Source organism: Curtobacterium sp. BNK-1, from assembly GCF_048685235.1.
Taxonomy (GTDB): domain Bacteria; phylum Pseudomonadota; class Gammaproteobacteria; order Enterobacterales; family Enterobacteriaceae; genus Pantoea; species Pantoea agglomerans.
In genome coordinates this window covers 1-20,600 of sequence record NZ_JBLQTJ010000004.1, presented here as the reverse complement: position 1 = coordinate 20,600, position 20,600 = coordinate 1, and the positions used below count along the sequence as shown (strand labels likewise).

Genomic DNA, 20,600 nt, shown 5'->3' with positions numbered 1-20,600 from the left:
AAAATTCAGGAGTGTTGTTTCATCTGACGCTTGTTAAGCATTTGTCAAAGTACATGAGTTTAGAGACAGCAGAGCACCACGCTATGAAGCTATTGCGAATGCTACTGCTGGTCCTATAGTCAATAGTTACAAGGCGATGAAGTTATACTGGCATGTGGCTGGCATCGTTCGCTTCGTACAAAAAGCGGAAAGAAGATGATGCCGCGCAACATATCTTCTTGTCGGGGTTGAAAGCTCACGTTATCAGGCGTATCAAAAAAGGCGGCACTTTTGCCATTTTATTAGGAAAAGGAATTATGGCGGATAGAAGACCACTCAATCCTGGCGTAGTTGTTCCTAAACCCGGCGGTGGTACCCAGCCCCGCGATCGTAACAATGATGGAAGAGTTCGGGAGAAACGCTCGGATTCGGGTAAACCACGTAAATAATTATAAGCCACCTCTGGGCGGCTTTTTCTTATGACGATCCAGCCTTAATCAGGATTAACCCGATTATACTCAATTCGTTTGATAAAATGTCAGCATCCGCTTCTGGCACAGAGTGGCCGAACGTCTGACAGATGTCCGCTATGAGCGAAAAGCGTACACCAATAGTTGATTTGAAATTCGTGCACGCGGGGCTGTCTCATTTTATTTCTCTCTTATGGCCTCCAGGTCGCGCTTTGACCATACCTATGACCTAATGTGTCGTAGCCACAAAAAAGGTTAGAAAAATTTAAGAGGTGCTGGTGGGTTCTGACACCCCTCCAGCCTGCGTTTGATGACTAAAATGAAATGCCAGTAAGTCTAGTCGGCGATTTAAGCTATAGATCTGACGGGGTAAAAATCTTAGAAAGTCCGGTATGAAAGAGGTTGCAGGTACAGCGAAAAGTAAGATCCAGAGATTGGTATAATTTGCTTTCCCTGTTAACTATAGTTAATATTTTCTTAACCTTCCCTCTGATCTGGATTTGTGAAATGCGCGTAATTGTATTTGATAGAGATCAGGCTTCCGCTCGCTATGCTTCCGTGTTGATTTCGCGGCTGGAATTTCTGACGGATACGTTTACAGATATTGATAATGCACTTCGCTCAGTTAAAAAGTTTAATCCTGACTTATTCATTATCAGCACCCATTTTCTCGGCGAGCAGCATTGCGCGCTTATCAGGCGCTACCGCAAGAGAGGGTTTCGTACCCCGGTAATCCTAACTGCTACCGAAAGCACTAAGGCGCTTAGGATTACTGCATATCAGGCAGGGGCAGACGACATTGTTTCGGGTGACATTGAGCCGGAAGAGTTTGTGGCGCGCGTCAGCGCTATCGTCCGCCGAAACCAGGGCCACGCGTCAAATCGGATAGATCTTCCGCCTTATGAACTGGATTTATCTGGCAAGCAGCTGTTGAAGGATGGAGAGGAAGTTGAGCTGACAAACTTTGAGTACGTGGTTGCGGAATCTCTGATAAAGCGAAGTGGAAAGATAGTGACCCGAGAAGAGCTGATGATTCAGCTTTACTCAGATGCTGACCTGCGAAATCACGATGTGATCAATGTTCTGATATGTCGACTGAAGAAAAAGCTGTGCCGGGACACCGGGTTTCAGATTAAGAGTATTCGCGGACTGGGTTATGTTTTCCGGCCACAATAGCTTCCGTTACGACTAAAAACCACTATTAAGCTACCGCGTACGTTAATCAGCATGAGCAATCTTTCTATCTGGCTCCGCCACGATTCGGATTATTATTCACGTGAAATTACCAATTTTTTGTACAGGGTAGACTCAGACTTCGAAATTAATAATATCCGCTTTCAGAATAAAACTCATTTAAAACGGGAGCTAAAAAACCTCAATTCTGACAGCCGAGAGCAACTCAACGTCCGCTTTTGGCACAACGCTGACAGACGTCAGTCTGATGACCGCTACAGGCATAATTTTTTTAGCAACTCTCATTAATTGGATGGGAGGAGTAGTTCAATAACCTGTCCTGAACCACGCTGAGCATATCGTTTACTATTATGCCTGCCATTCTTTTATTTCAGGCACGGCCGCCTCCCGCATTAATTAGCCGGATGATGTCAGCTTTTAGGAAGGTTTATCCTGACGCCTGTCGGGCTGAAGAGTTGCCTTGCCGGCGTGTTTATCAGCCGGCAAGGCGTATAAAATTTGCGCTATTTCTGCCTTTAGGCATCACTTCGGCAGTTACACTATTGTGAAACTGTACCGGATTATAAAAATTATGCCCTCTAAAAAACTCCGCCTTCGTACTCTGCTCATATTACTTTCAGTAGGTGGAGTCATTCTGACATCATGTTTATTGCTCGGGGCACTGTTTGTTTTTCAGAAAAGCAACATTGAGGAGAGCCTGCTTGAGAGCAACATTGCTTACGCGCTAAAGCTTGCAGATACCACCGACCGTTACCTTGCGACAGCACAGCGTGAGCTGGCCTGGAGCGCCACACAGATAAAAGGCCTCAACGACGCGGCACTGCTCAGAGGCGAGACTGATCGGCTCCGTCTCCAGTCAGGTTTTTTTAATACGGTTGTGGTGGTTAACCGGGATGCTGTCATCGCCGCTACCTCACCGGATGGCATGAGTCTGGTGGGCGTCAAGCTGCACTCCGCCGCCAGCCGGCAGGCCATCACCTCGCAGAAACCGTTTATTTCAGCGCCTTTCACCTCCGCCTCCGGAAACTATGTGGTGTTTCTGTCACAGCCACTTTTTTCGCCTGACGGCGGCTATATGGGCTACATCGGTGGCACCATCTACCTGAAAAAACAGAGTATGCTGAGCGAGATTCTGAGCCAGCACTTCTATTCCAGAGATGCTTCCGTCAGTATCGTCAGTAATGATGGTCTGATTATTTTCAGTCACGATCCGGCGCGTGTTGGGATGAAAATGGCACTGAGCTTAGCATTGCAGAAACAGCTGGCTGCGACGAACAGCGGCAGGTTCAGCACGGAAATTGATGGTCAGCAATTTCTTACAGGATATGCCAGCCTCCACCGAACCGACTGGAATGTTTTTATTACCGGCACTTCAGAAACGGTGCGACACATCCTGATGCGCACAGCTGTGAAGGCATTATGGTTTCTGTCCGGCATTATTGTTCTGACGGCAGCCATCGTGGCCCTGCTTGCCGGCAGCATCGCGTCGCCACTTGAGAAACTGGCCAGCATGGTGCGTGAAGAAGGCAATGCGTCAGCCCTGGCGTCACTTATGTCAATTAAGACCTGGTATCATGAAGCGGACCGTCTGAGAGATGCCGTTCAGGAGCATCGTCACGCTGTGGCAGGCCGTATGGCGGCGCTCAGCGATGAGGCCATGACCGATCCGCTGACAGGGCTTTGCAACCGCCGGGGTTTCACTTTACTGATGGACAAGTGCAGTGACGGATCATTGCAATGTGCAATAGCCCTTGATATTGACCACTTTAAAAAAATTAACGACTGTTTCGGTCACGATGCCGGGGATGCTGTGCTGGTGAGGCTCGCGGGTCTGTTGCGGGAGACGTGCCGGGCCGGAGATATTATCAGCCGCTTCGGCGGAGAGGAGTTTGTTATCTTGCTGCCTCAGACGTCTCTGGAAGATGCCGCACGCACGGCGGAACGCATCCGGGAGAGCGTCAGCACGGCAACGTTTCCGTTCGTGGGGACAATGACCGTTTCAGCCGGAGTGGCTGCGCTGGCTGACTGTGGTTATCGTGATGCCCTGTTGCGCCGCGCAGATGAGGCACTCTACGAGGCTAAACGTGCCGGGCGAAATGCCGTCATCGTGGCCGGCCCAGGCGGGTTAAAGCGGCACGAAGAATGCTGATGTAATGGTTATTGCAACAAGGTTTTATCCGGGGCGGGAAGGGGGCATCACTGATCACGCAGACTCCACGTGCGTTTCTCATCCTGTCACGCTCCCGGACAGACTATTGACAATCAAAGCGGGCCTGACAGTATCTGTAATCAATGCGTGTTATAACCGACTCTGTCGCTGAGGCTCTGCTAAATGAGCATCCTCTGATTAAAGTCTGCAGGCGTCACGGTAATGATTCGGGCAGAAAGGCGGCACGGTGCTGGGAGCGAAATCCGGCTGACATGCGCATAATCATTTTTTTAAACTTCCCCCTCGCCGCTCGTCTGACGGAAGTTAATCAAAGGATACAGGGGGAAGTCTCAGATTCCCCCTGTATTTTCCGCTAAACTCTGTACAGCATTAAAAACTTTGCCAGTTTTCGTTACCCGCGGCCGCAACGGCAGGGCCCGTTCGCAAAATTGCAACGGCCGGTGCCGGACGGTTCACAGGACTGTGTGCAGCTGAAGCAGGGGCTGAAGAAGAATCAAGCGTAAATGTGTTTACCAGATGGTTCAGAGCTGCTGCCTGCTCCATCAGTGAACGGGAGGCTGCAGAAGCCTCTTCAACCAGCGCGGCGTTCTGCTGGGTAACATCGTCCATCTGATCGACAGCCTGATGAACCTGTCCAATCCCCTGAGACTGCTCACTGGCCGCCACGGATATTTCATCCACCAGGTCGGTGACCTGACGTACGGCATCATTCATCCTGGACATGTTTTCTCCCACGCCTTCTGCCTGTGCGGAGCCGGCTTCAACAAAGCCCATTGACGACTCGATGAGTTCCTTGATTTCACGGGCCGAAGACGATGAGCGCTGTGCCAGATTGCGGACTTCACCGGCCACCACGGCAAACCCGCGACCCTGCTCCCCCGCACGGGCAGCCTCTACAGCCGCGTTCAGGGCCAGAATATTCGTCTGAAAAGCAATTCCTTCAATCAGTGCAATGATATCGGTAATTTTCGCTGAGCTTCCTCTGATATCACCCATAGTCGACAGCAGTGTGCGAACGCGACCGGCACTGTCTTCAGAGATTTCATGCGCATTTTTCGCCAGCTGACTGGCCAGGCGGGTGTTTTCAGCGGTCTGACGGACCGTTTCACTCAGCTCAGACATACTTGCTGCGGTCTCCTCCAGGGAGGCAGCCTGCTGCTCAGTTCGGGATGACAGGTCTTCGTTACCTGCTGATATCTGTGCCGAAGCAGAACTGACTGACTGTGCTGACGCCTCAACTTTAGACAGGGAGTCTGAGACATTCCCAATCAGTTGGTTAAACGCGAGGGCCGTCAGGCCGATTTCATCCCGGCGTGAGGTATCCACCCGGAGCGTCAGATCAAGGTTTTTACTGGCACTTTCCATTGTTTCACGCATGCCGTTCAGCTGACGGCGGATGCTGAAGATAGTCCGGAGTGCGAAGAAAGCGAGAATAATGACAGCCAGTGCTGAACCCCCCACCAGGCTCCATACCGTTGTCTGATAGGTTCTGTCATTTTCTTTACGCAGTGTTTTGCCGATATCGACGTTCAGCGTGCGCTGCTGCTGATAGCCCGCAATCAACTGACGGACGGCCTCGCCAATGCCGTCACTTCCCTGGAGTGCGCCCAGCGCCACGGCATCATTCTGTGCCCGTGAGCCTGCCAGAAACGCCGGGAGGGTGGATTCAATCCGCTTTAGTGTGGAAAAGGCCGCCTCCGTCATTCTGCGGTCTTCACCATTTGATACGTCATTATTGAGGTAATGCTGGTTGAGGGATTTAATATTACTGATAGCCCCGTTAATTTCCTTTTCAATATTAGCCTGAAGACGGGGTTCGGTCGCATTCTGATGACGATAAAGCCAGATGATGAGTGAATTACTGCTATCGACCATAATGCCGAGATCCAGGAGCGAGGGAACAGTGTTCTCCTGCACATACTGAAAGCGGGACTGAAATCCTCCTGCCACCACAACGGCCACGATAACCATCGTGACCAGCGCTGCCGAGAGAAGTGAAAAGGTGAGCAACAATCGCTGTGTAATCGTCATCTTAATTTCCTGCCATTATAAGTGATTGATATCCTGGTGATGTTTTTTTAAAAAACTTCCAGCATATTTATCGGCAAAAAGAGGAATTTAATTACTAAAGAACGAAAATTACATTGTAACGAGGTGAATATCAGAGCGTTGTGTTGCCAGGCGCACAACTACTCCAGAGAGCTGCCTGCTAAAACAAGAAATGGAATGGCAGTTCAGGAGAGATTCCGCAGGCGAGCAAAGAGAAGCCAACCCTTTTAGAGCTTACGCAGTGTTAAGCAGCGAGTGGGCTAAATTCCATGTTTCACAGCTCAGCAGCAGGCAGTCGCAGCTCAGGCCCAGCAATTATGCCTTTCGCGTCGCGAAGTCTGCTCAAGGGGGATGAAAAGGGGGGATTGAGATAATTTATTTACTTACGGCGCGTTCAGGTTATACAGGACAGGGGAATGGAATAACAGGATGTATGCGCATGTGACCGGCTAGTCGCGGAGTCCGGGCCATTTTGTACCCGATCCCTTCTTAGCGACATCTGGCGCCCACATGCTCCTGTCGCGGCATTCAGGGCCTGACTACTCTTTACCTGTCAGATTTATTTACGTCACCCCTATCGAACTGACTTTTTTGCTTTGTTGTACCCATGAAAAACTGTACAGAGTCTTTTTTATTGTATAACTTTAGCTATGTACGTAGCTTATCCAGTATTACATAAAACGGAGTTTATCATGACACAGACCCTGTCCACAGCCAGCCTGAACAAAGAAGTTACTGCCTATTTCAGCCGTGCCGTTATGCCGTCACAGCAGGAAACACTTGGTGCTGTTGTGGGGGAAGTGCTCCGTTCGGGCCGGACGCTCAGCCGTAAGACCATCTGTCTTCGTCTCATCGCGCGACTTGAAAAGGCTTCTGCGCCGGATGAGGAAGAGCATCTGCAGGAACTCGTCAGCCTTTTATTTCATGAATAGACTGTCCTGTGCCGGACATTGAACCCGCTATGCGGATCAGGCACATGATTCTTAGAGCAAAAGCTGTAATGGAAAAGAAAAGAAATAAAGCGCCAGGCGAATTACTTATAGGCGAGGCCGCATTATCGCTTCTTGATGCAAAAAAACCTGTGTCATTAGCGGGGATCCTGCGCAGACTCGAAGTCTGGCTGGCAGAAGAACAGGATGAATCCAGAGTCCGGATCTTCGAAACAGCTATTCATGACGTCAGGGCAGAGATGCAGCGGCGAAGTTCTGACCGGGATGAAGTTCGTGAAACCCTTACCATAACTTCATCTGAAGACCTGCACCGATTGACCCGACATTGATGACAGATACTCTACAGCTATAACCGGATAAAAAAGCAGAATTTCTTTAAAAGCAGAGATAAGGCTATAAATACTCATATGCAACAGATGCTTAAACCAGACGGGCACGACCTGATACACGCACTGAAGAATATTGACGATGTATATGATGAGGAGAAAAAAATTTTTTCTGCCGCAATCAGGAATCTTCTTTCAGGAGCTGACAGTGTGACCAGCAAAGATGTGCTTTTCTATCTTATCGCTGAAATGGAAGCCACAACTGATGTTATCAGGCTGGATGTTTTGCGTACCTGTCTGGAAATTCTGTTGGGGCTTAATGACGCTGCACGCGTGGTCTGATTTCAGTGCATTTTCTTCATGAACTGCCGCATCAGTTCAAGGCAGTCTGAACGCGTTCTGGCATCACTGGCGTTTTCACTGAGTTGATACAGAGCCTGAATAAGCTTCTCAGGCGTTACGGCACTCCCGGCAGAAAGCAGTCCGGTTGCAACATGCCCAATCAGGGCACGGACTTCCTCTGAAATATTCTGCACATTGTTTTTCACACTGCCCCCTGAATGTATGCATATCCAGTCTATGATGCCTCAGACTGTCCACCCGGTCAGCGGTCGTCGCTGTAAATATTTTCTGATGGCAGGAGACGAGGCAGATGGTATCAGGCGGGCTCAGCATCTGTCAGCAATAGGTGTGTCCGGTTGTATCCCTGAAAAAGAACACCGGCGGTGTTAACACCGATTTATTACATGTGCGGCATTCTCCAGGGCGACTACAGTCAGATGAGGTTATCCGCAATCGTGCTAAAGGAGGATGTATCGTGTTAACTAAAGACGACAGGAAGGGCCATGTCATTATTGGCGAAGCGGCACTGTACCTGGCGCTGGCTGAAAAAGAGATTAATGTTCTCTCTCTCATTGCTGAACTGGGTCATTTTGCTGCAAATGTATCCTGTGATGAAAGGCTTCGCGACATATTCGAGGCCCGAAACTGGCTGAAGAAGTGTGCTTATTCCGAACGCGCCGAGCAGCCCGTGCCGTTCCTGCAGATTCTTGCCGGTCTGAACGAAGAAAAGCATTAACGCCACAGGATGTCGTCTGGCTCCGGCCTAAAGACGAGATTACGAGATGACCCTACCGGTGGCGTAAAAGCGCTTACCGGCTGGAGAGATTTTCAGGGATAGCACCGCTGCCTCTGTCCCGCAGAGTGTGCAGAAGTTTGCACTAATACTGTAGGCAGAAATGTGACGCTGTCAGACCGAAACGTGTTATGCAGTACGGCCGCGGGTCTGAAACAGAGTTTCAACATTACGCAGATGAGCCACTTTCAATCACACTGCTCCTGTCTCACGGATTCCATGGATAAATCCATTTACTGCATCTGGTCCGTCAGCCTTTTCGCCCGGACGTACTGGCGTAAATGTTCAGTCCCGAGGCTATGCCTGCTCTGGAATCAGACAGAACTCAGCAAGGCTTAAAAAACTGAGAACGAAGGCTGCGTCCATTGTCATATATGGGCGGGCCGATACCTGTGAAGTAATCTGCATAACGGCGTTCTCCGGTTTCAGGCTGTTGTTCATCGCATCCGTGATAGTTATTCTTTTTCAGTGATTTCAGCTCAGCGTGTATCAGTGATACCAAACTGCTATACGCCTGCCGGCGTACGCATGATGCGGAGTCGCAACTGCGAAAATCATTAACTCATTACATCAGGTACCGTAATGTCTAAAACGCAATGGCTTATTCACCGGATGACCCGACAGCTCTGGTTTCGTAGTTCACTATTCGCTGTACTGGCCATTATTACTGCGCTGGTCGCTATTGCGATTAAACCTTTCATACCGGTTTCTGTATCAGGCATCGTGGGCAGTGACGCGGTGGATAAAATACTGGCCATTCTCGCCTCCAGTATGCTGGCTGTTACCACCTTTTCACTCAATATCATGGTGTCTGCTTATAATTCGGCCAGCAGCAGCGTCACGCCGCGTGCCACGGTGTTGTTGCTTGAAGACGGGACGACGCAGAATGTACTGGCAACCTTTATCGGATCCTTCCTTTACATTCTGGTGGGCATTATCGCACTCGGCATGGGCGCGTATGGCTCACAGGGGCGCGCTGTTCTTTTCTTTGTTACCCTGGCGGTCATTGCGATGATTGTTATTACCTTACTGCGCTGCATACAGCATCTGGCACAGTTTGGTCGTATGTCTGACACATCACGTCGCGTTGAGGAAGCCACGACGACGGCACTGCATAATCGCCTACAGGCGCGCTGTATGGGCTGCGCTTATGAGGTAGATTTGGGTAATGAACTCAACTTTGTCTATGAAGTCCGTGCGCGCGCTTATCTGCAACCCGCCTTTGCACTGGCAGGCATGTCTGAGGGCGAGAAAGCTGAAGAGCAGAAATATTACCGTGCTGTTGTCTGCCTCAAGGAAGGTGGTCAGGATTATGATGTGATGGGCTGGAATCAGGAGCAGATTATCAACGATATTCTCGACCAGTATGAGAAGCATCTGCACTTCCTGCATATTGTTCGCTGACGAAATCGGGAGTTTTAAAAAGAGGAGGCAGCTCCTCTTTTTTTAGATCCTGACATTGCTCCTTCTCTCCTGTTTGCAAATCATAGAAACGCTGACCTTAAGATATATTTTACCGCCTACGCTTGTCATCTCAGCACTACCCTCTAACCTGAGAGTGTTGTAAAACAGCCTGTGCTCCTACCGCTGGCTGAAGTAATGTCTGGCTGGCTCGCCTGGCATTTCTTATACAACACCCAGAAGCCGCTTAAGAGTTTCATCATCTCCACCGCAATTTATGCCTGCTATCGTCCTCTGATGCAGGTATTTTTTTTGAGCCTGCTTTTCGTGACAAAACAGAAATCATCTGAAGTCGTGTTCCGGCAGTCAGCTGCAGGTGCATGTTTGCCCGTATGACGAAAATTAGCAGCATGGCGCTGCCAGAAGTGCCGATACTTTACGACGCCGCTTGCCGGACGCAGCTGGATACAGGCCTTAAAGCCTGCCATACCATTTGCTGAACTGCCTTAACCCATTCACAGCAGTGAAGACGCTTCAATCCCGGCAGGCAGATTGCGACACGAAAGCATGATTTCCGGGTCCTTAGCAGAGTCTTTCGGAGCTGCCAGGGGTGATGTAGAATTTTACTTCAGCCACTGCAGTCTTTCTGTTTGACTGCCAATCCGCCGTAGCCGTCCGGATATGGGGGATGCAGAGCCAGATCGACGAAGTGTTACTGCAACACAAAGCTGATTTAGCACGAGGGGAAAGATCTGCCATCCTCCGGCCGGTTAAATGTGTGCTGGTGAGCCACTGTATGTTCTGACTCTTTATCTGGTATGTAAGGTTAATGTTAATAAAGCCTGCCTGTGTGTTTTCTATTCAGCCGCCGATTCATATTTCAGTGTCAATATGCCTTCCTATTCAGTTAAATTTAATTTATCACTCAACATGGGTGATTTTTTACATTAAAAAGCAGAAGTTAGTTAGCCGCTTAAAAAAAACAGAAATATTCAGCTTTATTACTGAGTCACTGACGTTTATTTGAGTGAGATAAGGTGCTAACAGAAGTCTGAAAATTGTTCCTAATAGTTGTCTTATTTTTAAATTTATTTATTAACATTCAATTAGTTATGCTGACATGATGTTGTTTCATGATAAATGCAGGCAAACGATTGCATTGAATAACTTTAAGGATGTGAGTAGTAATTACTCTCGTTAAAGGGAGTATGAGTTATTTACCGCAACCTGAACTACATGAAATGGAAAGCAGGATATGAAAAGCAACGAACGCTGTGTTGTCGTTATCGGGGATAATAATATTTTACATTATGGGCTGTTCAGCCTTATAGACACAGAATGCAGCAGGAAGCAACTGGCTGTATTACCATGCGAGGATTATCGGCTGTTTCGTACTGATGCAGAAAAAAGATATTCAGGATACTTTCATCTGGCGGTGATGTGCCTTGGATACAGTGACTTTTTCCCGCGGTGGTTCAGCTCATTTCTCACATTGCTCCGAAAAACAAACGGTAATGTGCTGGTCTTCACGGACAGTCATGTTCTGCTGAACAGCCGTAAAAGAAGCCTTCTGGATCGTGTCTGTGAGATGGAATATGTCATGGATGTATCAATGCCGGTCTCCTACATCGCTTTTGTCCTTGAGCACTATCTCAACAGGAAGCGCTCTCTGAGGGAAAACTGTAAAATATCTCTGCGTGAACTCGCCGTTATTGATGGGTTTCTGAACGGTGTCGAAGCAGTAAATCACTCTTCAAAACTGGGCATAGAAACGCGAACGCTCTATCAGCACCGGAAAAACTGTGCTAATAAGCTGGGCGTCAGAAATCTCAAAGATTTACTCAGGCTGTAACAGCAGGGGAAGTCGCGTGCCTGTCATCAATATCCACAAAATCGACTGGTTCCGGATCCTCACAGACCTGAGCCGTTCCGGTTACTCCCTTCAGGACATCGCAGATGAACTGGATGTGGTTGCCTCCACACTTATCGGGTGGAAGAAAGGGGCCAGCCCCCGTCACCATTCTGGCGAAGCGCTCATTGAACTGTGGTGCCGGGTGACGGAGAAGGGCAGGCATCAGCTGCCCAGAGAAAAATTTGTGCAGAAATTCATTTTTCATTCGTCAGAACGTGCCTGCAGGCATTCAGAAAAATGAATCTGACACGACTCATAGTGCCGGTGACATTCTTACCGGCACAGAGTCTTTACCATGAAACTTGAAAGTGTTGTTAAGTACCATTCCCCGCGTTCCGTTACCCCAATCGTCTGTCAGTCATCCCTGTCACCTGATGCCATGTCCGGCAGCGATGTAATGGCTGCGCTGGGCATGACACAGAAACGTGCTCCGCTCGGGTACTCTGCCTTTTTTGGAAAAATGAATGTCTCCGGTCAGGACAGAGCGCGCGCCATACGGTTGCTGGCGATGACAGGCCTGCAGGCATCCTCACGTTATCCTGCGCTCACAAAACTTTCCGAAGAAGAGCGCATGGCCGTCATCACGATTATTGCGGGCTATGCCTTTCTCGATTATGCGCGCAGCCCGGATACCGAATCGCCATGCCATGCCTGTGACGGCACAGGCCTGTGCAACGGAAAGTGCTGCAGCAAATGTAACGGAAAAGGTGTCGTGCGGGCTGCCTGCAAGGACTGCAAAGGGCGAGGGGAATCCGTTAACCGTGTGATGACACGATTTCAGGGTGTGCCGGTTTATCAGCCCTGTAAGCGGTGTTCCGGGCGCGGCTTTGAACGTATCCCTTCCGCTGTTGTGTTCAGGGCGGTGTGTCAGGTCACGCAGGCTCTTACTCTTGATACGTGGAACAAAAGCGTTAAGCAGCTACTGGAGTTTCTGGTCGCCGAGCTGCACCGGGAAGAGGCCTGGGCAGAGAAGGCGTTATCGCGCATTACTAAATAGCGAGCGATAATTCATGTAACGATGTTATAGCTCACTATTTACTTTTCCATTTTTTGTGTTAGATTGGTTCCAACGATGGGTAAATGACCCTCGAGAGATTTCTATTCAGCCCTGGCATTTTTGTCAGGGCTTTTTTTATGACCGGATGCCGTCACTGTATCCTGCTCATCCACCGGCTCCGGCTACCTTTCTCCTATTCTGCGCGGCAAATCCTGATGAGCAAACTCACAACCGGTGTCGCTTATGGCGTATCCGCGGGCGAAATCGTCCACGGCATCCTGACCTTTTTCAGTCCGGAAGAGTGGAGCGCCGTCGGCGTTCTGGCCGGTATTAGTCTTGCGACCGTAACCTGCGTCATCAACGGGTATTACCGGCGCAAGGCGACACTGGCAGAAATCAGGGCGCTGCGCTGTACCTGCCAGAACAAGCCGCAATAAATCATGGCTATTTCCGCTGCGCTGCGTAACAGACTTCTGGCTGCAGCCGGTGCGGGTGCTCTGACTCTGGCAATGACGCTGCTGGGTGGTCCGGATGGTTTAGAAGGGCGTCGTTATGTTCCTTATCCGGATGTCGCCGGTGTGCTCACCGTCTGTGATGGTCATACAGGCCCGGATATTGTCAGAAACAAAAATTATACCGACCAGGAATGCGACGCTCTGCTGCGCGCTGACCTGAAACCTGTTCAGTCAGAAGTAAACAGCCTCGTCACGGTTACTCTCAGCGATTACCAGCGCGCCGCACTCTACAGCTTTGTCTATAACACCGGTACTGACGCTTTTTCCCGATCTTCACTTCTGAAAAAACTCAACGCAGGCGACACGACAGGTGCGTGCAGTGAATTGCGCCGCTGGGTTTTTGCGGGCGGCAGGAAGTGGAAAGGGCTGATGAACCGCCGCCAAACCGAGCGTGCACTTTGCCTGGCGGAAACCAGTGATGATCTTTAGCAGGGTTAAGTGGGGTGCCGTTACCATCACGGGTCTGCTTCTGCTGGTCATGGCGCTTGGTGTCATCCTGAGGCTTCAGTCTTTATCGAAAGCGCTGCTCACCCAGCAGAACAGGCAACTGGCACAGGAAAAAGCCTCAGCAGAGATACTCGCGACTAATGTCCTCAGGGTAACAGCCCTCTTCAGCGACATTGCCCGGGCAACTCAGGGTGCAAATCAGGCAGGCAATGAAGAAAGCGAGCGCAGGGTCGTGGTTATTCACAAGCTGGTCAAGGATAACAGCTGTGCCACTGAACATGTGCCTCGTCCTGCTGCTGACCAGCTGCGTGCGCACCGGGACAAAGTACGTACCGGTTCCGCCAGTACCGATACCGGTGAGTCTGCTGGCTGACTGCACTGTACCTTTGATTCCTGATCCGTTGACCTGGGGAGACAGCCTGGAGCTGAATGAGCGTCTGCTTAACGCTCTGGAACAGTGTAACCACGACAAAGCCGCCATCCGGCAAATCGAACGGGAGCGGCAGAAATGAACATCCTCAGCTGGCTGAAAGGTCAGTTTATTCATCCTGAAGAAGGGAGTAATGAAATGTCAGAATCATTGAATGACGAAGTCGTTGAACAGTCAGAATTCTCTGCCGAAGCAGCGCAGACGCCACCTTCAGCTGAAGTCAAAGTGGGCGTTCATGATTTTGAAGCTGCGCTGGCGTTTGTTGAAAGTGGGGTTGCTCTGCTGGGTGACGCAGCAAAGGACGATGTAAAAGCGCTGGCGATTAAGTATCTGTGAGCAATGCAGTGCACCTGTCGTGCAAGGCAGAGTGATCATTACAAGAAGCTTCAGGTATGATTCGCATCTAAATAGCTCAGGATGAGGATCATATGAAAAGGGTAGTCAAAATTTTAGTCATCGCCATCACAGTTCTGGCAGTGCTCGCATTTGCTGTAATGATTCTGTTGATAGTATCGATCAGACCTTCAAAAGTTGATGCTGCCCAGATTGAAGCCTGCCGGCATTATGATAATCAGACCATTATGGCTAAGGTGATCCGGGCCAAGACCGGAGACCAGGCTGAATGGAAAACTTTCTCTGACGCTCAGGACGCCGCTGAAAAGAACGGGATTCTGATTGACTATGGGCATTTGACATTCGGGAACGATATCTGGTTAGTCCCTTTTACTCAGCGTAACGGCCAGTCAGCTATCGGGGAATACTTTGGAATGCTGGATTGCACCACAGACAGTGTTGAATTCAGTAAAAAGTGACTTTCCCAGACTAGCGCCGACTGCAGCTCAACGCTACATGTCAGAAATAATCTGCTACCGGTATCCCCGGTATGGATGATGCAGCCAGCCCCCGATCTGATGACGCCCTTGAACGCAATTATTTCACTCTCAGACGTCGAATCGAAGTTGCCGGAAAGCAAATAGCCGGCTTGCAGCAGTACATTAGGGAACAATGCCTTAAGTAGATTTCATTGTGAACTGATGATAGGCGTGAAGCTGATAGAAACCTAAAGTTTCCCCGGTTGTACGGCGTATCAGGGACGATATCAGAATCATTAGTTTGACGCGGTTTGGAGTTTCAGAATCTTTTAAATGATAGGTGGCTCTTTTACTGCCATCCTCATTGAAGAACTCAGCGGCTTCTTCAGCTAAGGAAACCTTGTCTTCTCCGCCTATTGATTTGACATGCGAAGACAAAGATTCAATGACGCTATTTTCTATGAAATCATTTTGGATTTTATGTGCAAGGTTGTTCCTTAATAGGTTTAGCTTGTCCAATGCCTTAAAGGTAGGCAAGGGAAGACCAAGCTTGGCTGCCAACTCTAACTTTTTAAAATAATTTAATTTGAATGCCCTGCCTTCCTTCGGTTCGGTGTCGAATAAATCTTCTCTTCGGATTGCTGAACAAATAAAAGCTTCAAGAAAACTTTCGGTAACGAGATGAAGCCTCAGCACAACACCCAAATCGTCAGTGCTGTCAGTAGACGCAATGAAGGCATTCCTTACAGCGTCTGTATCAAACAGCTTGCGAAATATAAAAAGATTCATAGCGAAATAATCCCAAAGGTTAAATATGGCACTCACCGACAAACAAGAAATGTTCTGTCGCGAGTACCTCATCGATTTGAACGCCACGCAAGCGGCCATTCGGGCAGGTTACAGTCAGAAAACAGCAAGCCGTATGGGTTCTGAAAACCTCTCTAAACCTGATATTGCGAAGCGCATCATAGAACTTAAATCAGCGCGAAATGAAAGGGTAGAGATTAATGCAGATTACGTACTGCAGCGGTTGGTTCAGATCGATGAAATGGACGTACTCGACATCCTGAAAGACGACGGTGGCCTCAAACTTGTTCATGAGTGGCCAAAAGTCTGGCGTACGACACTAAGTGGTCTGGATGTGCTGACGACCATCACTAACTTCGACGAAACCACCACTGAAAACATACTAAAAAAAATCAAGTGGCCGGATAAAGTGAAGAACCTTGAACTGCTGGGTAAGCACATCTCAGTGCAGGCCTTCAGAGAGCAGGCCACGCATGCGCTAACGGGCAAGGATGGTGGTCCGGTTGAAGTTAAGCTGCTCTCCCGCGAGGAATACCGGCAGGCACGCCGGGAAATGTTAGAGGATGACGACTGCTGACTTTAAGACCGCTGCACGCCGTATAGAGTGTGAAGAGGACGGGATGTACTTCGCCCGCTACTTCTTCAGGCAGCGCACCGGCAGCAGAATGATTGTGGCACAACATCATCAGGTCATACAGCAGACGCTGGACCGCGTGATTGATGGTGACATTCAGCGACTAATCATCAACGTTCCACCGGGCTACACCAAGACCGAATTGGCCACCATCAACATGATGGGCCGGGGTCTGGCATTGAACCGCCGTGCCCGCTTTATGCACCTGTCGTATTCCCACAACCTGGCATTACTGAACTCATCTACCACGCGCAGCATCGTGAAGTCTGCTGCCTTTCAGGCCATGTGGCCGATGGCGCTACGCGATGATGCCGACAGTAAAGCAATGTGGTGGACCGAATATGGCGGCGGGGTGTATGCCTCATCCGCTGCAGGGCAGGTTACCGGGTTTCGTGCCGGGCATATGGAGCCGGGGTGGCAGGGCTGTCTGATCCTTGATGATCCAGTGAAGCCAGACGACGCTTACAGCGAAACCATACGCGTCGGGGTGAACACCCGCTTCAACGAAACCATCCGTTCCCGTCTGGCTATTGAGACCACACCCATCGTGGTCATCATGCAGCGCATTCACTACCACGACCTGAGTGGCTATCTGCTGCGCGGTGGCAGTGGCGAACAGTGGCACCACCTGAACCTGCCAGTGCTGATTGATAACAGCGAACCGTATTCGCTGGTGTACCCGGAAAACACGCACGCGATCCCCATCGATCATGGTCTGCCTGACGGCTGGCTCTGGCCGTACAAGCACAACGAATCGCATCGCGTCTCTCTGTTTTCACACCGGCGCACCGCGGAAGCGCAGTACATGCAGCGGCCCCGACGGTTTAATGCCGACGGGGCACTCTGGACCGAAGCGATGGTTTCCGGTGCGCGTGCGCTGGAGATCACCCTGCAGCCGTCGCGAACGGTCGTTGCCATCGACCCGCAGGCGACGAACAGCGAAGAGAGCGACGAAACCGGTATTGTCGTGGCGAGCAGTTACGGGCGCGGTAATGACCGGTTATTCTCGGCTGACGCGGATTACTCCGGGAAATACTCGCCGAACGACTGGGCGAAGCGGGCAGTCCGCGCTTATGAAGAGCATCACGCTGAAGCCATCGTCATTGAAACCAACCAGGGCGGCGACATGGCTGAAGATACGTTGCGCAATGCAGGCTTCCGCGGGCGCATCGTCCGTGTCCATGCCAGTAAGGGTAAGTTTGCCCGGGCTGAGCCCATTTCAGCGCTGTATGAGCAGGGGCGGGTGGCGCACCGCGGCAACCTCTACCAGCTCGAAAATCAGCTGCTGGAATACGTGCCCGCTACCGCGAAGAAATCACCCGACCGCCTGGATGCGCTGGTCTGGGCCATCACAGAACTGTTCCAGCCGAAGGGCACAACAGTCCGTCCATTCTCTGCCTGACAGAACATCATTATGAGCAACGACGTCCGGAAGCGATCGCCCAAAATCGAGGCGATGGCTGGTTGCTGGCCGATGATCAGCACGCTGCTGGGCGGCACGGCCACCATGCGTGCTGCGGGCAAAACGTATCTGCCCAAATGGCCCAGTGAAGAAGAGGCGTTTTATCAGAACCGGCTGTCGGTGGCGACGCTATTCCCGGCCTTTTCGCGTACGGTCGAGGTGCTGAGTGGCAAACCTTTTTCCCGTCCAGTCACCTGGAATGAAGACGCGGTGCCTGCACGCATACGTGAGATGTTCGGGGATGTGGACATGCAGGGCACTAACCTACACTCCTTTCTGGCTGACACCTTTGAAGAAGCGATGGCCTACGGACTCTGCGGCATCCTTGTCGAGCATCCACCTGCGGATAAACCGCTCTCCCTGGCTGAAGAGCGCCAGCGCGGACTGCGGCCTTATTTCGCCAGGGTGAATGCCACCAGCCTGCTGGATTACGACTCAGAACGGGTCAACGGACAGGAGACGTTCACGCTGCTGCGCTTCGTCGAGACGGTCAGTGAACGTGACCCGCAGAATGAATTTGTCGTGAAAAACATTGAGCAGGTCAGGGTGCTGAATCCCGGCCGCTGGCGGATTTATCGCGAAAAGCTGAATGAAACGAGCGGGGTGCTGGAGTGGCAGCTGCACGATGAAGGCACCACCAGCCTGAAGAAAATCACCTTTGTTCCGGTCTACGGTGACAAACGCGGGTTTATGAATGGCCGGCCGCCGCTGGCTGAACTGGCCTGGCTCAACGTCGAACACTGGCAGTCCCGTAGCGACCAGCAGACCATTCTTCATGTCGCCCGTGTACCGGTGCTGTTCGGCAAAATGCTCGGTGATGGTCCCATTTCGGTGGGTGCGGCATCGGCCATCCTGTCAGAAGAGGATGAAGCAGACCTGCGTTATGTAGAGCACAGCGGCAAAGCCATCGAGGCCGGGCGCACAGATATTATCGATCTTGAAGAGAAAATGCGCCAGATAGGAGCCGAGCTGCTGGTGGTAAAACCCGGCCACCGTACCGTGGTGCAGACGCTGACCGATAACGAAGCAAGCACCAGTGCGCTGCAGCGCATGGTGTGTGACCTCACCGATGCGGCCCGACTGGCGCTGCAGTATCTGGCGGAGTGGATTGGTGAGTCCAAAGGCGGACACGTCACTATCTTCAGTGACTTTGGTGCCACTACCCTGGCTGAAGCGTCAGCTGACTTCCTGGTGGACATGTATAAAACGCGGGCGCTGTCAGACGAGACGCTGTTTAACGAGATACAGCGCCGTGGCCTTATTAACAGCGAACTCCGCTGGGCGGAAGAGCAGGCGCGTATCCGCGCAATGCCGTCCCCGGTATCAGATAAACAGGCCACAACAACGCCGGCTTAACCTTCTCCGGGCCCGTGCAGATGCATGGGCCTTCTTTTATTGCCGCTCGCTGCGGATGCAGTGCGGTGCCACGGGCCGGATGGCTCATTAATGGTTGGATGACCCTGATGAAACTGAAACTCGATGAGAACGGCCATGTGGTCGTAAACGATGGCAAACCTGTCTACGTGCAGGAGGACGGCAAAGAGCTGACATTTGATGCCCCCGGCACCCTGCAGACCATCTCACGTCTTAACGGTGAAGCAAAGTCACACCGTGAGCGTGCGGAAAGTGCAGAAACGCTGCTTAAGACCTTTGAAGGGATTGATGATCCGTCAGCGGCGCTGGCAGCACTGGACACCGTGAAGAACCTGGAAGACAAAACGCTGGTGGATGCCGGTGAAGTCGAAAAGGTCCGCACTGAAGCCGTCCGTGCGCTGGAAGAGAAGTATGCGCCCATCGTAAAAGAGCGTGACGACCTGAGTCAGAAGCTCACGGCGGAGAAAATTGGCGGTAGTTTCGCCCGTTCAAAATTCATTGCCGAGAAAATGAGTATTCCGGCTGACCTGGTGGAAGCCCGGTTCGGCAGCAACTTTCAGGTAGTCGGTGACGCCGTCACGGCGTTTGATCGGGACGGAAACAAAATCTTCAGTGCGGTCAGACCCGGCGAAGCGGCGGGGTTTGATGAAGCGCTGAGCATTCTCGTTGAGCACTACCCGTATAAAGACCAGATCCTCAAGGGCACTGGCGCATCAGGCGGCGGCTCTGCTGGGGGGAATGGCAACAGCAGCCCCAACACACTTACCCGTGAACAGTTCGAATCCCTCAGCCCTCAGGAGCAGAGCGAACGGGCCTGTGCGGGTGTACAGATTACCGATTAACAGGATAACCCTGCATGTCTAATACCCTGACTCAACTCATTCCCGACCTGTATCAGTCCCTGGACATCGTGTCCCGTGAACTCTGCGGGTTTATTCCCTCCATCACGCTGGACGCCACAGCAGAACGCGCAGCGCTCAACCAGCCGATCCGTATCCCTGTGACACCGGCTTCAGACGCTAAAGATGTGAAGCCCGGACAACTGCCCCCGGATGACGGTGACCAGGATATTGGTAATGTGCCGCTGGCCATTACCAAATCGCGTATGGTGCCGTTCCGCTGGGAAGGCGAACAGCAGAAGGGCATTAAATCCGGTCCGGGTTACCATGGTATCCGCCGCGACCAGGTTACCCAGGCGATGCGCACGCTGGTTAATGAAATCGAAGAAGATTTGGGCGAGCTGTTCCGTCGCGCTTCACGCGCATCCGGTGAAGCGGGTAAAACACCATTTAAAGATACCCTGACTGACACAGCACAGGTGCGCAAAATCCTGACGGACAATGGCGCACCGCTCAGCGATTTGCAGTGTGTCATCGATACCACTGCAGGCGCGGCACTGCGAACCATGGCGCAGCTGACCAAAGCCAATGAGGCCGGAACCACAGCACTGCGTTCTCAGGGCACACTTCTGGAGTTACATGGTTTTACATTGCGTGAATCAGCCGGCGTCGCTCAGGTGAAAAGTGAGTCGGGTGA

At 51.2% G+C, this 20,600-nt stretch carries 26 protein-coding genes; 23 read left to right on the top strand and 3 right to left on the bottom strand.

Annotation, left to right across the window (positions count from 1 at the left end):
• The first annotated feature begins 152 nt into the window (after positions 1-152).
• From ACMGGP_RS20465 to ACMGGP_RS20455, 3 genes are all read left to right on the top strand, one after another.
• Entirely contained in the window at positions 153-428 is a 276-nt protein-coding gene (locus tag ACMGGP_RS20465; protein ID WP_346551633.1) for a hypothetical protein, read from the top strand.
• Positions 429-956: 528 nt separating this feature from the next.
• The gene (locus ACMGGP_RS20460; RefSeq protein WP_498798796.1) at positions 957-1,625 is read left to right on the top strand and encodes a winged helix-turn-helix domain-containing protein; all 669 of its coding nucleotides are present in this window, start codon (positions 957-959) and stop codon (positions 1,623-1,625) included.
• A 589-nt stretch (positions 1,626-2,214) separates the two neighbouring features.
• Positions 2,215-3,792 carry a sensor domain-containing diguanylate cyclase gene (locus ACMGGP_RS20455; RefSeq protein ID WP_498798795.1) on the top strand — a complete coding sequence of 526 codons (1,578 nt, stop codon included), beginning with the start codon at positions 2,215-2,217 and terminating at the stop codon, positions 3,790-3,792.
• 390 nt (positions 3,793-4,182) lie between these two features.
• Here the strand turns inward: ACMGGP_RS20455 and ACMGGP_RS20450 are convergent, their stop codons facing one another.
• Positions 4,183-5,844, bottom strand: coding sequence for a methyl-accepting chemotaxis protein (locus ACMGGP_RS20450; RefSeq protein ID WP_498798794.1), 1,662 nt, complete (start codon positions 5,842-5,844; stop codon positions 4,183-4,185).
• Between the two features lie 710 nt (positions 5,845-6,554).
• Between ACMGGP_RS20450 and ycgZ the strand changes: the two genes are divergently transcribed.
• The 3 genes from ycgZ (at position 6,555) to ACMGGP_RS20435 (ending at position 7,480) form a co-directional block, all read left to right on the top strand.
• The gene (gene ycgZ / locus ACMGGP_RS20445) at positions 6,555-6,794 is read left to right on the top strand and encodes a regulatory protein YcgZ (RefSeq protein ID WP_122889458.1); all 240 of its coding nucleotides are present in this window, start codon (positions 6,555-6,557) and stop codon (positions 6,792-6,794) included.
• A gap of 44 nt (positions 6,795-6,838) precedes the next feature.
• A complete protein-coding gene (locus ACMGGP_RS20440) occupies positions 6,839-7,141 on the top strand; it encodes a hypothetical protein (protein WP_244213004.1) in 303 nt (100 codons plus the stop codon).
• A 78-nt stretch (positions 7,142-7,219) separates the two neighbouring features.
• Positions 7,220-7,480, top strand: a complete 261-nt coding sequence (locus tag ACMGGP_RS20435) for a biofilm development regulator YmgB/AriR family protein (RefSeq protein ID WP_122889457.1) — start codon at positions 7,220-7,222, stop codon at positions 7,478-7,480.
• A 2-nt stretch (positions 7,481-7,482) separates the two neighbouring features.
• On the opposite strand, the gene ACMGGP_RS20430 is transcribed toward ACMGGP_RS20435, so the two are convergent.
• Entirely contained in the window at positions 7,483-7,686 is a 204-nt protein-coding gene (locus tag ACMGGP_RS20430; protein WP_498798793.1) for a hypothetical protein, read from the bottom strand.
• A gap of 269 nt (positions 7,687-7,955) precedes the next feature.
• Here ACMGGP_RS20430 and ACMGGP_RS20425 point away from each other — a divergent pair, with 269 nt between their 5' ends.
• The 12 genes from ACMGGP_RS20425 to ACMGGP_RS20370 all read left to right on the top strand — a co-directional run bounded on the left by ACMGGP_RS20425 (position 7,956) and on the right by ACMGGP_RS20370 (position 14,993).
• Positions 7,956-8,216 (top strand): hypothetical protein, encoded by a 261-nt coding sequence (locus ACMGGP_RS20425; RefSeq protein ID WP_498798792.1) that lies wholly within the window; start codon positions 7,956-7,958, stop codon positions 8,214-8,216.
• Between the two features lie 639 nt (positions 8,217-8,855).
• Positions 8,856-9,677, top strand: a complete 822-nt coding sequence (locus ACMGGP_RS20420; protein ID WP_498798791.1) for a DUF2254 family protein — start codon at positions 8,856-8,858, stop codon at positions 9,675-9,677.
• A gap of 1,252 nt (positions 9,678-10,929) precedes the next feature.
• Positions 10,930-11,526, top strand: coding sequence for a helix-turn-helix transcriptional regulator (locus ACMGGP_RS20415; protein WP_498798790.1), 597 nt, complete (start codon positions 10,930-10,932; stop codon positions 11,524-11,526).
• A 16-nt stretch (positions 11,527-11,542) separates the two neighbouring features.
• Positions 11,543-11,827, top strand: a complete 285-nt coding sequence (locus ACMGGP_RS20410; protein WP_010670497.1) for a hypothetical protein — start codon at positions 11,543-11,545, stop codon at positions 11,825-11,827.
• Between the two features lie 54 nt (positions 11,828-11,881).
• Positions 11,882-12,583, top strand: a complete 702-nt coding sequence (locus ACMGGP_RS20405; RefSeq protein ID WP_122889452.1) for an antitermination protein Q — start codon at positions 11,882-11,884, stop codon at positions 12,581-12,583.
• 215 nt (positions 12,584-12,798) lie between these two features.
• On the top strand, positions 12,799-13,020 hold the full coding sequence (locus ACMGGP_RS20400) for a phage holin (RefSeq protein ID WP_122889451.1): 222 nt from the start codon (positions 12,799-12,801) through the stop codon (positions 13,018-13,020).
• Between the two features lie 72 nt (positions 13,021-13,092).
• Positions 13,093-13,527, top strand: a complete 435-nt coding sequence (locus ACMGGP_RS20395) for a lysozyme (protein ID WP_498798789.1) — start codon at positions 13,093-13,095, stop codon at positions 13,525-13,527.
• The gene (locus ACMGGP_RS20390; RefSeq protein WP_498798990.1) at positions 13,517-13,918 is read left to right on the top strand and encodes a hypothetical protein; all 402 of its coding nucleotides are present in this window, start codon (positions 13,517-13,519) and stop codon (positions 13,916-13,918) included. Before ACMGGP_RS20395 ends, ACMGGP_RS20390 begins: the two co-directional genes overlap by 11 nt.
• Positions 13,824-14,057, top strand: coding sequence for an Rz1-like lysis system protein LysC (gene lysC / locus ACMGGP_RS20385; protein WP_442417730.1), 234 nt, complete (start codon positions 13,824-13,826; stop codon positions 14,055-14,057). Before ACMGGP_RS20390 ends, lysC begins: the two co-directional genes overlap by 95 nt.
• On the top strand, positions 14,054-14,311 hold the full coding sequence (locus ACMGGP_RS20380) for a hypothetical protein (RefSeq protein WP_498798788.1): 258 nt from the start codon (positions 14,054-14,056) through the stop codon (positions 14,309-14,311). The genes lysC and ACMGGP_RS20380 overlap by 4 nt, the downstream gene beginning before the upstream one ends.
• A gap of 92 nt (positions 14,312-14,403) precedes the next feature.
• Positions 14,404-14,787, top strand: coding sequence for a hypothetical protein (locus ACMGGP_RS20375; protein ID WP_498798787.1), 384 nt, complete (start codon positions 14,404-14,406; stop codon positions 14,785-14,787).
• Positions 14,788-14,849: 62 nt separating this feature from the next.
• Positions 14,850-14,993, top strand: a complete 144-nt coding sequence (locus ACMGGP_RS20370; RefSeq protein WP_498798986.1) for a lysis system i-spanin subunit Rz — start codon at positions 14,850-14,852, stop codon at positions 14,991-14,993.
• Here ACMGGP_RS20370 and ACMGGP_RS20365 read toward each other — a convergent pair.
• The gene (locus ACMGGP_RS20365) at positions 14,986-15,576 is read right to left on the bottom strand and encodes a hypothetical protein (protein ID WP_139221420.1); all 591 of its coding nucleotides are present in this window, start codon (positions 15,574-15,576) and stop codon (positions 14,986-14,988) included. The two genes, ACMGGP_RS20370 and ACMGGP_RS20365, sit on opposite strands and share 8 nt — an antisense overlap.
• A 25-nt stretch (positions 15,577-15,601) precedes the next feature.
• Here ACMGGP_RS20365 and ACMGGP_RS20360 point away from each other — a divergent pair, with 25 nt between their 5' ends.
• From ACMGGP_RS20360 to ACMGGP_RS20340, 5 genes are all read left to right on the top strand, one after another.
• Positions 15,602-16,171 (top strand): terminase small subunit, encoded by a 570-nt coding sequence (locus tag ACMGGP_RS20360; protein WP_498798786.1) that lies wholly within the window; start codon positions 15,602-15,604, stop codon positions 16,169-16,171.
• Positions 16,158-17,630: a phage terminase large subunit family protein gene (locus tag ACMGGP_RS20355; RefSeq protein WP_498798785.1), complete on the top strand. Its 1,473-nt coding sequence runs from the start codon at positions 16,158-16,160 to the stop codon at positions 17,628-17,630. Before ACMGGP_RS20360 ends, ACMGGP_RS20355 begins: the two co-directional genes overlap by 14 nt.
• A gap of 12 nt (positions 17,631-17,642) precedes the next feature.
• A complete protein-coding gene (locus ACMGGP_RS20350) occupies positions 17,643-19,046 on the top strand; it encodes a DUF4055 domain-containing protein (RefSeq protein WP_498798784.1) in 1,404 nt (467 codons plus the stop codon).
• 107 nt (positions 19,047-19,153) lie between these two features.
• Positions 19,154-19,906: a DUF6651 domain-containing protein gene (locus tag ACMGGP_RS20345; RefSeq protein ID WP_498798783.1), complete on the top strand. Its 753-nt coding sequence runs from the start codon at positions 19,154-19,156 to the stop codon at positions 19,904-19,906.
• 14 nt (positions 19,907-19,920) lie between these two features.
• On the top strand, positions 19,921-20,600 hold a 680-nt coding region (locus tag ACMGGP_RS20340), incomplete at its 3' end, for a hypothetical protein (protein ID WP_498798782.1).